General features: G+C 71.7%; 12 protein-coding genes. 6 read left to right on the top strand and 6 right to left on the bottom strand.

The window, feature by feature from the left end:
• Positions 1-1,203: a phosphoglycerate dehydrogenase gene (locus tag ACI3EY_RS09800; protein ID WP_405040286.1), complete on the top strand. Its 1,203-nt coding sequence runs from the start codon at positions 1-3 to the stop codon at positions 1,201-1,203.
• Between the two features lie 9 nt (positions 1,204-1,212).
• On the opposite strand, the gene ACI3EY_RS09805 is transcribed toward ACI3EY_RS09800, so the two are convergent.
• The gene (locus tag ACI3EY_RS09805; protein ID WP_405037537.1) at positions 1,213-2,151 is read right to left on the bottom strand and encodes a sugar-binding transcriptional regulator; all 939 of its coding nucleotides are present in this window, start codon (positions 2,149-2,151) and stop codon (positions 1,213-1,215) included.
• A gap of 165 nt (positions 2,152-2,316) precedes the next feature.
• Here ACI3EY_RS09805 and ACI3EY_RS09810 point away from each other — a divergent pair, with 165 nt between their 5' ends.
• Genes ACI3EY_RS09810 through xylB form a run of 5 tightly spaced genes read left to right on the top strand, consistent with a single transcriptional unit; the run spans position 2,317 to position 8,434 of the window.
• Positions 2,317-3,675 carry an ABC transporter substrate-binding protein gene (locus tag ACI3EY_RS09810; protein ID WP_405040287.1) on the top strand — a complete coding sequence of 453 codons (1,359 nt, stop codon included), beginning with the start codon at positions 2,317-2,319 and terminating at the stop codon, positions 3,673-3,675.
• On the top strand, positions 3,672-4,622 hold the full coding sequence (locus tag ACI3EY_RS09815) for a carbohydrate ABC transporter permease (protein WP_405037535.1): 951 nt from the start codon (positions 3,672-3,674) through the stop codon (positions 4,620-4,622). The genes ACI3EY_RS09810 and ACI3EY_RS09815 overlap by 4 nt, the downstream gene beginning before the upstream one ends.
• Positions 4,619-5,512 (top strand): carbohydrate ABC transporter permease, encoded by an 894-nt coding sequence (locus ACI3EY_RS09820; protein ID WP_405037534.1) that lies wholly within the window; start codon positions 4,619-4,621, stop codon positions 5,510-5,512. The genes ACI3EY_RS09815 and ACI3EY_RS09820 overlap by 4 nt, the downstream gene beginning before the upstream one ends.
• Positions 5,509-7,014 (top strand): mannitol dehydrogenase family protein, encoded by a 1,506-nt coding sequence (locus tag ACI3EY_RS09825; protein WP_405040288.1) that lies wholly within the window; start codon positions 5,509-5,511, stop codon positions 7,012-7,014. The genes ACI3EY_RS09820 and ACI3EY_RS09825 overlap by 4 nt, the downstream gene beginning before the upstream one ends.
• Positions 7,001-8,434 carry a xylulokinase gene (gene xylB / locus ACI3EY_RS09830; RefSeq protein WP_405037532.1) on the top strand — a complete coding sequence of 478 codons (1,434 nt, stop codon included), beginning with the start codon at positions 7,001-7,003 and terminating at the stop codon, positions 8,432-8,434. The genes ACI3EY_RS09825 and xylB overlap by 14 nt, the downstream gene beginning before the upstream one ends.
• Here the strand turns inward: xylB and ACI3EY_RS09835 are convergent.
• The 5 genes from ACI3EY_RS09835 to rbfA all read right to left on the bottom strand — a co-directional run bounded on the left by ACI3EY_RS09835 (position 8,422) and on the right by rbfA (position 13,822).
• Positions 8,422-10,260 (bottom strand): AMP-dependent synthetase/ligase, encoded by a 1,839-nt coding sequence (locus ACI3EY_RS09835; RefSeq protein ID WP_405040289.1) that lies wholly within the window; start codon positions 10,258-10,260, stop codon positions 8,422-8,424. The genes xylB and ACI3EY_RS09835 overlap by 13 nt on opposite strands.
• Before the next feature lie 65 nt (positions 10,261-10,325).
• A complete protein-coding gene (rodA, locus tag ACI3EY_RS09840) occupies positions 10,326-11,441 on the bottom strand; it encodes a rod shape-determining protein RodA (protein WP_405037530.1) in 1,116 nt (371 codons plus the stop codon).
• A 2-nt stretch (positions 11,442-11,443) separates the two neighbouring features.
• Positions 11,444-12,406 carry a bifunctional riboflavin kinase/FAD synthetase gene (locus ACI3EY_RS09845; RefSeq protein ID WP_405040290.1) on the bottom strand — a complete coding sequence of 321 codons (963 nt, stop codon included), beginning with the start codon at positions 12,404-12,406 and terminating at the stop codon, positions 11,444-11,446.
• A 10-nt stretch (positions 12,407-12,416) separates the two neighbouring features.
• Positions 12,417-13,364: a tRNA pseudouridine(55) synthase TruB gene (truB, locus tag ACI3EY_RS09850; RefSeq protein ID WP_405040291.1), complete on the bottom strand. Its 948-nt coding sequence runs from the start codon at positions 13,362-13,364 to the stop codon at positions 12,417-12,419.
• Positions 13,361-13,822 (bottom strand): 30S ribosome-binding factor RbfA, encoded by a 462-nt coding sequence (gene rbfA / locus ACI3EY_RS09855; protein WP_405037527.1) that lies wholly within the window; start codon positions 13,820-13,822, stop codon positions 13,361-13,363. Before rbfA ends, truB begins: the two co-directional genes overlap by 4 nt.
• Between the last annotated feature and the right edge of the window lie 3 nt (positions 13,823-13,825).

Here is a 13,825-nt window from a genome sequence, read left to right on the forward strand (position 1 = left end):
ATGAGCACCTTCGCCATCCAGACCCTCAACGCCATCTCCCCGGTCGGCCTGCAGCGGCTCGACCGCGACGTGTTCGACCTGGGCACCGACATCGCCGCACCGCGAGGCATCCTGCTGCGCTCGGCGGACCTGCACTCCTACGAGGTCCCGTCCTCCCTCTACGCGGTGGCCCGCGCCGGCGCCGGCACCAACAACATCCCGGTGGACGCCCTGGCGGCGCGCGGCATCCCGGTGTTCAACACCCCGGGCGCCAACGCCAACGCGGTCAAGGAGCTGGTCATCGCCGGCATGCTGCTGGCGGCCCGCAACCTCTACCACGCGGCCGACTACACCCGGGCGCTGGTCGCCGAGCAGGGTCTGTCCGGCTCCGAGCTGGACACCCAGGTCGAGGCCGGCAAGAAGCAGTTCGCCGGCTACGAGCTGCCCGGCCGCACCCTCGGGGTCATCGGCCTCGGTGCGATCGGCGTGCTGGTCGCCAACGCGGCCCAGTCGCTCGGCCTGCGGGTGCTGGGCTACGACCCGGCCATCACCGTCGAGCGGGCCTGGCAGCTCTCCCCCAACATCGAGCAGGTCACCAGCGTCGAGGAGCTGTTCTCCCGGTCCGACATGATCACCCTGCACGTGCCGCTGATCGAGGCCACCCGGGGCCTGGTGGACGCCCAGCGGATCGCGATGATGCGCCCCGGCGGGGTGGTGCTCAACTTCGCCCGTGGCGGTGTCGTCGACGAGCAGGCGGTCCTGGAGGCGCTCGACTCCGGTCAGCTCCACTCCTACGTCAACGACTTCCCCAGCGAGCAGGGTGCGGTGCACCCGCGGGTCATCACCCTGCCGCACCTGGGCGCCTCCACCGGTGAGGCGGAGGACAACTGCGCGGTGATGGCGGCCGAGCAGCTGGCGGACTACCTGCTGCACGGGAACATCCGCAACTCGGTGAACTTCCCCGAGGTGGTGATGGCGCGCACCCCGGGCACCACCCGGCTGGGCATCTTCAACGAGAACAAGCCCAACATGATCGGTCAGATCACCGCCGCCCTGGCCGACGCCGGGCTCAACGTGGCGGAGTTCACCAACCGGTCCAAGGGCGAGGTGGCCTACACCCTGGTCGACGTCGAGGGTGAGGTCCGCGACGGCCTCAAGGACGACATCCTGGCGATCGAGGGGATCATCCGGGCCCGCCGGATCGACGGGCCCGCACCGGCCTAGCCGCCGGACTCACCCCAGCAGTGTCCGCGCGGTGTCGTGCGTGGTGACCAGGCCGCTGATCAGCCCTCCGGCCATCGCCGCCCGCACCGCCGCCACCTTGCCCGGTCCGTGGGCGATCGCGATGACCTGCGGGATGTCACGCAGCTGCTCCGGGCCCAGCGCGATGAGCCGTTCGGACAGGCAGGTGGTGACCAGCCGGCCGTCGGCGTCGAAGCAGGTGCCCACCGCCTCCCCCACCACGCCCTGGTCGGTGATCTCGTTCCGGCACTCCTCGTCCAGCATGTCGTAGATGGTCGAGCCGCCCGGGCCCCATGCACCGACACCGACCATCGCGACCGTCACGTCGCCGGCGGATGCCAGGGTGTCGCTCACCGCGGCGTCCCGGCGGACCGCGTGCGCGGCCGCGGCGTCGGGCATCAGCAGCGGCGCGAAGAAGACCTGACGCCCTCCTCCGGCGATCCTGCCGGCGCGGCGCACCAGGTCCACCGCGCTGGAGTCCTCCCGGGTGGTCGCCAGCGCCCCGCTGAGCTGCACGATGGGCACCTTCGGGAGGCTCTCGAGGGCATACACCATGTCGTGCACGGTGCGGCTCCAGGGCAGCCCGAGCACGTCTCCCTCGCGGACGGTGTCGCCCAGCAGCCGCGCTGCCGCGGCGCCCACCTCGCCGCGGACCTCAGGGGCGGTCGAGGACATCGGCACCACCGCGCACCGGGTCAGCCCGAAGCGGTCCATCAGCTCGTCGGCCAGCCCGCCGCCCCTCGGCTCGGGCTCGACGATCTCGATCCGCACCACCCCTGACTCCAGGGCGAGGTCCAGCAACCGGGCCACCTTGAAGCGGCTGATCCCCAGCGCCTCGGCGATGTCCGTCTTGGCCTGACCCTGCTCGTAGTGCCGACGGGCCACCGCGACCGCGAGCATCAGGTCGTCGTCGGAGCGTTCCTGGGCCATCCTCGCCTCTCCTCACGTCGTCGTGCTCGGTCCACACCCTGCTGACCCACCGCCGACGGTCTTGACAGCACGGCAGCGATCCGATGTGATGAGCATACTCATCCGTGCACACTTTTGCGCTCATATGTGCACCTGTTCTGGAGGGTCGGTTTGACAAAGAAGTCCGTGCCGCCACGAAGCCTTGCCGTGGTCGCCACCTCGTGCATCGCTCTCACCACCACCGCCTGCGCCGGTTGGGGAGGTGGAGGCATCGGCGGCGGGGGTCCCGACTCGATCAACGTGCTCATGGTCAACAATCCGCAGATGGTGGACCTGCAGAGCCTCACGGCCGAGCACTTCACGGCGGAGACCGGGATCTCGGTGAACTTCACCGTGCTCCCCGAGAACGACGTCCGGGACAAGATCAGCCAGGAGTTCAGCAGCCAGGCGGGTCAGTACGACGTCGCGACGCTGTCCAACTTCGAGATCCCGATCTACGCCCGCGCCGGCTGGGTCGCCCCGCTCGACGACTTCACCGCCCAGGACGAGGAGTTCGACTTCGACGACATCCTGGAGCCGATGCGGACCTCGCTCTCGGACGACGGGGTCGCCTACGGCATCCCGTTCTACGGCGAGTCCTCCTTCCTGATGTACCGCCAGGACGTGCTCGAGGCGGAGGGTGTGACCATGCCCGAGCGGCCCACCTGGGACGAGGTCGCGGAGATCGCCGCCCGGGTCGACGGTGCCGAGCCGGGGATGAGCGGCATCTGCCTGCGCGGCCAACCGGGATGGGGCCAGGTGATCGCCCCGCTGACCACGGTGGTCAACACCTACGGCGGCACCTGGTTCGAGGAGGACATGACCCCGCGGATCGACTCCCCCGAGTTCACCGAGGCCGTCGACTTCTACGTGGACCTGGTCCGCGAGCACGGGCAGAACGGTGCCCCCGCCTCAGGGTTCGTGGAGTGCCTGAACAACCTCCAGCAGGGCAACTCGGCCATGTGGTACGACGCCACCTCGGCGGCCGGGTCGCTGGAGGCGCCGGACTCGCCGGTCAAGGACCTCATCGGCTACGCCCCCGCCCCGGTGAAGGACACCGACAGCGCCGGCTGGCTCTACGCCTGGTCCTGGGCGATCCAGGAGGCCAGCGAGAACCAGGACGACGCCTGGGAGTTCGTCTCCTGGGCCTCCAGCGCGGAGTACGAGGAGCTGGTCGGCGAGGAGCTCGGCTGGTCCCGGGTCCCGGCCGGCAAGCGCTCCTCGACCTACGACAACGAGGCCTACCTCGAGGAGGCCGGCCCGTTCGCGGAGGCGACCCGGGCGGCGATCGAGTCCGCGGATCCTGAGAACCCCGGGGTGCAGCCGCGGCCGGCGATCGGTGTCCAGTTCGTCGGCATCCCCGAGTTCCCGGACCTGGGCACCCAGGTCAGCCAGGACATCAGCGCGGCCATCGCCGGGCGGATGAGCGTGGAGGAAGCCCTGGAACGCGGGCAGCGCGTCGCCGAGGACATCTCGGAACGGTACGAGGAGAGGGCACAGGGATGAGCACCACCACCGACACCAACCCGGAGCAGGGGACCACCGGGGCGGGCACCCCGGCCCAGCGGCGACGCACCCGGTCCTCCTCCTGGCAGCGGCGGCTCCCACTGCTGCCGGCCCTGATCTTCGTCATCGTGATGACGCAGCTGCCGTTCCTGGGCACCATCGTCATCTCGTTCATGAACTGGAACGCGTACTACCCCGACGAGCGCGGGTTCGCCGGGTTCGCGAACTTCGCCCGGGTGTTCACCGACGTGAACGCGCGCTCCGCGGTCCTGGTCACCATCCTCATCACGGTGGCCACGGTGCTCATCAGCCTGGCCCTCGGGCTGGCCATCGCGCTGCTGCTGGACCGCAAGTTCCGCGGCCAGGGCATCGTCCGGACGATGATGATCGCGCCCTTCCTCGTGGTCCCGATCGCGGCGGCGCTGCTCTGGAAGCACGCGCTCTACAACCCGGAGTACGGCCTGTTCAACGGGTTGCTCACGCTGGTCCTGGGGGACGACGCCCCGCAGCCCGACTGGGTGGGCTCGATGCCGTTGCCGGCGCTGGTCGCCGCCCTGGTCTGGCAGTGGACCCCGTTCATGATGCTCATCCTGCTGGCCGGGCTGCAGAGCCGACCGCTGGACGTGGTCGAGGCCGCCCGGATCGACGGTGCCTCGGAGTTCCGGATCTTCACCAGCATGACCCTGCCCCACCTGCGCCAGTACATCGAGCTGAGCACCCTGCTCGGGACGATCTACGTGGTGCAGAACTTCGACCACGTCTTCACCATCACCGCCGGCGCGACCGGCACGGCGAACCTGCCCTACTTCATCTACCAGACCTTCTACACCGCTCAGGACTACGGACGTGCGTCCGCGGCCGGCGTGGTGACCGTGGTCGGCACCCTCGTCGTCGCCATGTTCGCCCTGCGCACCGCGTTCGCCATCTTCAAGGAGGAAGGCCGATGAGCACCACCTCGCAGTCGCCCAGCGCCGACACCGGGACCCGTGACCGGGCAACCGGCGGCGCCGCCTACACGCACGCCCGGAAGCCGCGGCGGGGCACCTTCCTCACCGTGCTGGCCTGGGTCGTCGGGTTCCTCTTCTTCTTCCCGGTGCTGTGGATGGTGCTCGTCTCCTTCCGCCCCGAGACGAGCGCCGCGAGCAACCCGCCCGAGCTCTTCGCCCCGGTCAGCCTGGAGGGCTACCGCGCCTTCTTCGCGGCCGGCCCCTGGCCGCCGCTGCTGAACTCGCTGACCGCCAGCGTGGTCTCCACCATCCTGGTGCTGCTGCTGGCCTTCCCGGCGGCCTACGCGCTGTCCATCCGTCCGGTGAAGAAGTGGACGGACGTCCTGTTCTTCATGCTCTCCACCAAGATGCTGCCGATCGTGGCCGGCATCCTGCCGATCTACCTCTTCGCCTCGGCGACGAACCTGCTGGACAACATCTGGCTGCTGATCATCCTCTACACCTCGATGAACATGCCGATCGCGGTGTGGATGCTGCAGTCCTTCCTGGCCGAGGTGCCGGTGGAGATGCTGGAGGCCGCCCAGGTCGACGGGGCCGGGCTGATCACCACGCTGCGGACCGTCATCGCGCCCGTGGTGATGCCCGGGATCGCGTCAGCCGCGCTGATCTGCTTCATCTTCAGCTGGAACGAGCTGCTCCTGGCCCGGGTGCTGACCAGCACGGTGGCCACCACCGCCCCGGTCTTCCTGACCAGTTTCGTCACCAGCCAGGGCCTCTTCCTGGCCAAGGTCTGCGCCGCCTCCTTCATCGTCTCGCTGCCGGTCCTGGCAGCCGGTTTTGCGGCGCAGGACAAGCTGGTGCAGGGTCTGTCCATGGGAGCAGTGAAGTGAGCCCGGCCATCCCGCTCAGCGAGGAGACGCTGTCGCAGGTCACGACGGAGGTGGCCAGGCCGGGGTATGACCGCTCCCGCCTGTCGCCGGGGATCGTGCACTTCGGGGTCGGCGGCTTCCACCGGGCGCACCAGGCGATGTACCTGGACGCCCTGCTGGAGGACGGCGTGGACGAGGCCTTCGGCTGGGGGATCGTCGGCGTGGGCACGATGCCCGGTGACGCCCGCATGCGGGACGCCCTGCAGGCCCAGGACTGCCTGTACACGCTGGTGGTCAAGCACCCCGACGGCCACCTGGAGCCGCGGGTGGTCGGCTCGCTGTGCGACTACCTCTTCGCCCCCGAGGACCCCGGGGCGGTGCTCGACCGGCTGACCGACCCGGACGTCCGGATCGTCAGCCTGACCATCACCGAGGGCAGCTACCACGTCAACCAGGTCACCGGCGAGTTCGACCCGAAGGACGACGCGCTGCAGGCGGACATCGCCGACCCCGGGGCGCCGCGCAGCGCCTTCGGCTTCATCACCGAGGCGCTCCGCCGCCGGCGGGCCGCAGGAACCCCGGCCTTCACGGTGATGTCCTGCGACAACCTGCCGGGCAACGGCGACGTGGCCGCGGCCATGCTGACCGCCTTCGCCGCGCTGCAGGACGAGGCGGCGGACGGTCCCGCGCTGGCGCCCTGGATGGGCGAGCAGGTGGCCTTCCCCAACGCCATGGTCGACCGGATCACCCCGGTCACCACGCCGGAGGACATCGAGGCCCTGGCCACCCGGTTCGGCGTCGCCGACCAGTGGCCGGTGGTGTGCGAGCCGTTCACCCAGTGGGTGCTCGAGGACCACTTCCCCACCGGACGTCCCGCGTTCGAGGAGGTCGGCGTCCAGCTGGTGGACGACGTGGTGCCCTACGAGCTGATGAAGCTGCGGCTGCTCAACGCCGGGCACCAGGCCTTGTGCTACCTGGGCTACCTGTCCGGCTACCGCTACGCCCACGAGGTGTGCCAGGACCCGCTCTTCGTCGACTTCCTGCTCGGCTACATGGAGCACGAGGGGACACCGACGCTGCCCGAGGTGCCGGACGTCGACCTGGCCGCCTACCGTCATACCCTCATCGAGCGGTTCGCCAACCCCGAGGTGCGCGACACCCTGGCCCGGCTGTGCGCCGAGAGCTCGGACCGCATCCCCAAGTGGCTGGTGCCGGTCATCCGCCACCAGCTGGAGCACGACGGACCGCTCGAGCGGTGCGCGCTCGTGGTCGCCTCCTGGGCCCGCTACGCCGAGGGCGTGGACGAGCAGGGCGAGCCGATCGAGGTCGTGGACCGGCACCGGGACCGGGTGATGGCCGCCGCCGCGGCCCAGCAGGAGGACGCGCTGGCCTTCCTGCGGGACGAGACCTTCTTCGGTGACCTGGCCCAGCAGGAACGTTTCACCCAGCCCTACACCCACTTCCTGACCCGGCTGCGCACCGACGGTGCCCGTGCCACACTCGAGGACCATGACTGGACCTGACCTGACCCTCGTCGCCGGCGTCGACACCTCCACCCAGGCCTGCAAGGTCGTCGTCTGCGACGCGGACAGCGGAGAGGTGGTGCGCCAGGGGCGCGGGCAGCACCCGAGCGGCACCGAGGTGGACCCGGAGCACTGGTGGAGCGCCTTCGAGGAGGCCACCGCCGGTGGCCTGCTGGACGGCGTGGAGGCCATCGCCGTCGGTGGGCAGCAGCACGGCATGGTGCTGCTGGACGAGGACGACGCGGTGGTCCGCCCGGCGCTGCTGTGGAACGACACCCGGTCCGCCCGGAGCGCGCAGGACCTGGTGGCCGAGCTCGGCGGGCCCCGGGCCTGGGCGGACCGCACCGGGGTCGTGCCGCTGGCGGCGATCACGGTGAGCAAGCTGCGGTGGGTCGCGGAGCACGAGCCCGAGCACCTGGCGCGGGCCGCCACCTGCGTGCTGCCGCACGACTGGCTGACCGGTCAGATCCGGCGACGGCTGGGTGGCGGACCGGGCGGGTGGACCACCGACCGGGGGGACGCCTCCGGGACCGGCTACTTCAGCGCCGCCACCGGGGACTACGACCAGGAGCTGGTCCGGCTGGCGATCGGCCGGGACCTGGACCTGCCACAGGTGCTGGGGCCTACCGAGAGCGCCGGCACCACCGGCGCCGGGGCCGTCGTCGGCCCGGGCACCGGCGACAACGCCGCCGCGGCCCTGGGGCTGGGGCTGACGCCCGGGGACGTCGTGATGTCGTTGGGCACCAGCGGCACCGCGTTCGCCCGGCACCACACCCCGAGCGCCGACGTGCGCGGCGAGGTGGCCGGGTATGCCGACGCCACCGGGCAGTTCCTCCCCCTGGTCTGCACCCTCAACGCTGCCCGGGTGCTCAGCGCCGGGGCCACCATGCTGGGCACCGACCTGGCCGGCCTGGAACGGCTGGCCCTGGCGGCGCCGCTGGGGGCGCAGGGACTCACCCTGCTCCCCTACCTGGACGGCGAGCGGACCCCCAACCTCCCCGAGGCCACCGGCACCCTCTCCGGGATGACCCGGGAGAACCTGACCCCGGAGAACGTGGCCCGCTGCCTGGTCGAAGGGATGCTGCTCGGGGTCGGCGCCGGGATCGACTCGCTGCAGCGCGAGGGCGTCGACGTCCAGCGGGTCCACCTGATCGGTGGGGCGGTGGCCTCACGCGCCGTCCGGGAGATCGCGGCCGACCTGCTGGAGGTCCCGGTGGTGGTTCCCGAGCCGGCCGAGTACGTCGCTCTCGGAGCTGCCCGCCAGGCGGCCTGGACGCTGCGCGGCGGGGACCAGCCTGACTGGCCGGTGCCGCGGGCGGCCAGCCTGCAGGCCCGGCCGGGCAGCGCCGCGCACGAGGTGCGCGCCCGCTACCGCGAGCTCGTCACCACCGTGCACGGCGGCGGGGCTCAGTCCGTGTAGAAGCGGTCCAGCTCGGCCCGGTACTTCTGGGTCACCGCGCGACGCTTGAGCTTCATGCTCGGGGTCAGGTCACCCTCCTCGATGGACAGGTCGTGGTCGAGCACGTGGAAGTGCTTGACCTGCTCGTGCCGGGCCAGCTGCTGGTTGAGCTGGTCGACGTAGCCCTGCACCATGTCCCGGGCCGCCTGGGAGGTGACGATCTGGGCATACGAGTCGCCGGCCATACCGTTCTTGGCCGCCCACCCGGTGATGGCGTCCGGGTCCAGCGTGATCAGCGCGGAGACGAAGTTGCGTCCGTCGCCCTCGACGATGAGCTGGCTGGCGTAGGGGCAGGTCCCCTTGAAGAGCGACTCGATCCGGGAGGGGGCGACGTACTTGCCGCCGGAGGTCTTGAAGAGGTCCTTCTTGCGGTCGGTGATCCGGACGTGCCCGCTGTCGTCGATCTCGGCGATGTCCCCGGTGGCGAGCCACCCGTCCTGCAGGGCCTCCGCCGTGGCCTCGTCGTTCTGGTGGTACCCGGTCATGACGCCGGGGCCGCGCATCAGCAGCTCCCCGTCCTCCGCCAGCCGCACCTCGGTGCCCGGCAGCGGCCAGCCCACGGTGCCGATCCGGTTGGCCCCCGGGTGCGGTCGGTTGACGATGGAGGCGGCGCTGGACTCGGTCAGCCCGTACCCCTCGATGATCGTCAGCCCCATCGCGTCGAACCAGCGCGCGATGTCGTGGTTGAGGGCGGCCGAGCCGGAGATGAAGAACCGGATCCGGCCCCCGAAGCGCTCCCGGATCTTGGAGAGCACCAGCTTGTCGGCCAGCCCGTGCTTGAGCTTGAGCAGACCCTTCGGCTCCCCGCCGGAGGCGCGCATCTGCGCTACCTCCGTGCCGACCCCGGCGGCCCAGCCGAAGAGCTTCGCCTTCACCCCGCCCTCGTCGGCCACCGTGGTGGTGATCCGGCCGTAGGCCTTCTCGAAGATCCGCGGGGCGGCACCCATGAAGGTGGGGCGCACGACCGCCAGGTTGGCGACGATCTTGTCCACCCGCCCGTCCACCGCCGTCGGGAAGCCGATCTGCAGCGGCAGCACGAGCAGCATCTTGCCGAAGACGTGCGCCAGCGGCAGCCACAGGTACTGCAGGTCGTCCTGGCTGAGGATCCGGACCGCGTCGACGGCCGCCCCCTCGTAGGTCCAGGCCGAGTGCGGCAGCCGGACGCCCTTGGGACGACCGGTGGTGCCGGAGGTGTAGATGATGGTGGCCAGGTGGTCGGCGGTGAGGGTGTCGATCCGGGCGTCCACGACCCCGGGCTCGGCCTCCAGCCTGGCCCGCCCCAGCTCCTCGAGCGCGGCCAGCGAGATGACGTCGCCGCCGTCGCCCACGCCGTCGATGACGACGATCTTGAGCACGTCGCCCAGCTCGGAGCGGTGCTCCAGGACCTTGGCCACCTGCTCGTCGTCCTCGGCCACCACGACCCGGCTGCCGGAGTCGGTGATGATGAAGGCCACGTCACCGGAGAGCGTGGTGGGGTAGATGGTGGTGGTCGCCGCCCCGGCGCACATCACCGCCAGGTCCACCAGGACCCACTCGATCCGGGTCGAGCAGGCCAGCGCCACCCGCTCCTCGGGCTGCACCCCCAGCTCGATCAGGCCGGCCGCCAGCGCGTACGCCCGGTCGCGGGTGCCGCTCCAGGAGATCGCCGGCCAGCTCTCCCCGTCGGGGTAGAGGAAGGCGTCCGCGTCCGGGGTCGCGGCGACCCGGTCCCGGAAGAGGTGCCCCACGCTGGGGACACGCTGGTCGATCAGGGCGAGGTCGGGGTTCTCGTCGACGAGCCGGGCCATGGCAACTCCTGTGTCGGATGGTCCTGAGGGGGACATCCTGTCAGGTCCGGACCGGGTATCCAAGGTCACCGGGCCGGACGGGCCTCCGGCGCGCCGGAGAGCGCCAGCAGACCGAGCGCCAACCAGCAGGCCAGCATCGACGACCCGCCGTAGGACAGGAACGGCAGCGGCAGCCCGGTCACCGGCATCAGGCCGAGGTTCATCCCGATGTTCTGGAAGATCTGGAAGGCGAACCAGGAGGCCACCCCCACCGCGACCAGCCGCGCGAACCGGTGCTCGCTGCGCAGCGCCACGAGCAGGGAGCGGACCACGAGGAACCCCAGCAGCAGCACCAGGCCCAGGCAGCCGACGAAGCCCAGCTCCTCCCCCGCCACCGAGAAGATGAAGTCGGTGTACTGGAACGGGATGAACCCGCCCTGGGTCTGCGGGCCCTCGCCGAGGCCGGTGCCGGTCCAGCCGCCGGACCCGATCGCGGCCCTGGCCTGGCGGGTCTGGTAGCCGATGCCGTCCGGGTCCAGGGACGGGTCCCGGAACGCCAGCAGACGGTCGACCTGGTAGGGGTCGAGCAGCGGCACCCGCAGCGCCGCCACCACCAGCGCCCCGGCCGCGGCCAGGGCCGTCGCGGTCCACCGCCAGGACGCCCCAGAGGTGGCGATCATCACCAGCGTGAGCACGGTGAACACGAGGGCGCTGCCCAGGTCGGGCTGCAGCATGATGAGCCCCACCGGCAGGGCGGCCAGCAGCCAGGCCGGGACCACCTCGCGCCACCGCGGTGGGCCGTAGGGGTCCCGCGGCTCGGCCAGGATCATCGCCAGGCCCACCACCACCCCGATCTTCGCCAGCTCCGCCGGCTGCAGCGAGAAGCCTCCGGGCAGGAACAGCCACGACCGTGACCCGTTCACCGTCTGCCCCAGCGGGGTGAGGACCAGCACCAGGCCAGCCACCCCCGCCAGGTAGAACCATAGCGCCGCGGCCCGCAGCCGTCGCACGTCCATCGCGACCAGCGCCAGGGCCAGGGCCACGCCGACGCCGGTGTTGACCAGGTGCCGGACCGCCAGCGCGGGTCCCGCCCAGGTGTGCGTGGCCGACCAGACCAGCGTGGCGCCCACCAGGCTGAGCCCCAGGGCGGCGACGAAGGGCGCCCAGTCCGTGCGGCGCAGCCGCTGCGCGAGGTCCGGCACGGTCAGGGCAGCAGCAGGGTCCGGGCGCGGTCGACGTCCTGGCCCATCTGGGCCATCAGCTCCTCGACCGACCCGAAGCGCACGTTGCCCCGCAGCCGCTGCACGAACTCGACCCGGACCGTCTCGCCGTAGAGGTCGAGATCGGTCCTGTCCAGCACGTAGGCCTCCACCGTCCGCTCGACGACGTCGTCGAAGGTCGGGTTCGTGCCCACCGAGACCGCAGCCGGGAGCCGGCGGTCCGGGTGGCCCACCGGGACCTCGGGCCGCTCGAGCCAGCCGGCGTAGACCCCGTCGGCGGGGACCATCCCCTCGCTCTCGTGGGCCAGGTTGGCGGTGGGATAGCCGAGCTCGCGGCCCCGGTGGTGGCCGTGCACGACCTCCCCGGAGACCCGGTGCGGCCGGGCCAGGATCTCGGCGGCAGCGGCGACGTCCCCGTCGGCCAGCGCCTGCCGGAGGGCGGTCGATGACCAGCTGCGCTCGCCACCGTCGAGGTCACCGGCCGTGTCCTGGACCACCACGTCGAAGCCGTGCAGGGCACCCAGCTCGCGCATGGTGGAGACGTCTCCGCTGTTGTGCAGGCCGAACCGGGTGTCCTGGCCGACCACCACCACCTCGGCCCGCAGCCCGTCCACGAAGGTCTCCACGACGAAGTCCTCGGGGGAGGCGCGGGCATACTCCTTGGTGAACTCGATGACGACCACCGCGTCGAGCCCGGCCTCCTCGAGCAGGTCGAGCCGGTGCTCCAGGCCCGCGATCTCCTGCGGTGCGCGGTCCGGGTGCAGGACCGCGACCGGGTGCGGGTCGAAGGTGACCGCGACCGAGACCAGACCCCGCTCGCGGGCCATCGTGGTGACCGTCTCCAGCACGGCGCGGTGCCCCCGGTGCACCCCGTCGAAGTTGCCGAGGGTGGCGAGGGTCGGGCCGAGGTCGGCCGGGACGTCCTCCAGGCTGGTCCAGCGATGCACGGGCGTCACTCTAACCGGCGCCGGCCGGTGCCAGGACCACGTGCGGTCGTGCCCGCTCGCCGGACTCGTCCAGCATCGCGACCAGGGTGCCGTCCGGGCCGATGGCCGCCACCGCGTCGGCACGGCCGGGGACGGCGGAGGGTATGCGCTGACCGAACCCGAGCGCCCGCGCCTCGGGCTCGCTGAGCTCACGGACGGGGAAGGCGGCCCGGGCCGCGGTGGCCAGGTCCACCAGCCGCTCCCCCACGCCAGCACCGGCCCCGGCGTCGGCGCCGGCATGCAGGCCCTCGAGCTGCTCGAGGGTCGCAGCGTGCTCCAGGGTGATGCCACCGACCCTGGTGCGGCGCAGCGCGGTCAGGTGGCCGCCGACCCCGAGGGCGGCGCCCAGGTCCCGGGCCAGGGCCCGGACGTAGGTCCCGGAGGACACCTCGACCTGCACGTCGACGTCCAGCAGCCCGCCGTGCCGTCGGGTGGCGAGCACCTCGAAGCGGGAGACCCGCACCGGCCGTGCTGGCAGCTCCACCTCCTCGCCGGAGCGGACCCGGGCGTAGGAGCGGCGTCCCTGCACCTTGATGGCGCTCACCGCGCTCGGCACCTGGTGCAGGTCGCCGGTCAGGTCCACGACCGCCGCCCGGACCCGGTCCTCGTCCAGCCCGGAGGCGTCCTGGCCGCCGGTCACCTCCCCCTCCGCGTCGTCGGTGAGGGTCTGCTGGCCCAGCCTGACGGTGGCCGTGTAGGCCTTGTCGCTGCCGACCAGGAAGGTCAGCAGCTTGGTCCCCCGGCCCACGCCCAGGACCAGCACCCCGGTGGCCATCGGGTCCAGGGTGCCGGCGTGCCCGACCTTGCGGGTCCGGCACAGCCGGCGCCCCCGGGCGACGACGTCGTGGCTGGTCCAGCCGGAGGGCTTGTCGACGACCAGCAGCCCGTCACCGATCGACCCCTCGGTCGTCCGGGTCATCGGGCGTCGGGAGCGTCGGGGGCGTCCCCGTCCTCCTCGGTGCGCGGCTTGCGGTAGGGGTCCGGCTCACCGGCGAAGTCGCCCCGTGCCCGGGCCGCGGCCAGCTCGGCGTCGCGGGCGGCCACCTCCCGCAGCAGCTCGTCCATGTGCTGGGCGTCCTCGGGCAGCGCGTCCAGGATGAACTCCACGCTCGGGGTCAGCCGGATCCCCAGGCCCTTGCCCACGAAGGAGCGCAGCCGTCCGCGGTAGGTCGCCAGGATCTCGGCCGCGGTCTCGCGGTCCTCCGGCGTCCCGAGCACGGTGTAGAACACGCTGGCGTGCTGCAGGTCACCGGTCACCCGGACGTCGGTGATGGTGATGAAGCCGACCCGCTCGTCCTTGACCACCTGGGTGAGCCCCTGCGTCACCAGCTGCTTGATGCGCTCGGCGATCCTGCGCGCCCGTGCCTGGTCGACCATGCG

The sequence above is a fragment of the Serinicoccus shuyuelongi genome (assembly GCF_045032955.1).
Lineage (GTDB): Bacteria > Actinomycetota > Actinomycetes > Actinomycetales > Dermatophilaceae > Ornithinicoccus.

Excerpts from the sequence above, each read along its gene's own strand:
- ACI3EY_RS09800 (WP_405040286.1), top strand. The coding sequence starts at position 1 with ATGAGCACCTTCGCCATCCAGACCCTCAACGCCATCTCCCCGGTCGGC.
- ACI3EY_RS09805 (WP_405037537.1), bottom strand. The coding sequence starts at position 2,151 with ATGGCCCAGGAACGCTCCGACGACGACCTGATGCTCGCGGTCGCGGTG.
- ACI3EY_RS09815 (WP_405037535.1), top strand. The coding sequence starts at position 3,672 with ATGAGCACCACCACCGACACCAACCCGGAGCAGGGGACCACCGGGGCG.
- ACI3EY_RS09820 (WP_405037534.1), top strand. The coding sequence starts at position 4,619 with ATGAGCACCACCTCGCAGTCGCCCAGCGCCGACACCGGGACCCGTGAC.
- xylB (WP_405037532.1), top strand. The coding sequence starts at position 7,001 with ATGACTGGACCTGACCTGACCCTCGTCGCCGGCGTCGACACCTCCACC.
- ACI3EY_RS09835 (WP_405040289.1), bottom strand. The coding sequence starts at position 10,260 with ATGGCCCGGCTCGTCGACGAGAACCCCGACCTCGCCCTGATCGACCAG.
- truB (WP_405040291.1), bottom strand. The coding sequence starts at position 13,364 with ATGACCCGGACGACCGAGGGGTCGATCGGTGACGGGCTGCTGGTCGTC.
- rbfA (WP_405037527.1), bottom strand. The coding sequence starts at position 13,822 with ATGGTCGACCAGGCACGGGCGCGCAGGATCGCCGAGCGCATCAAGCAG.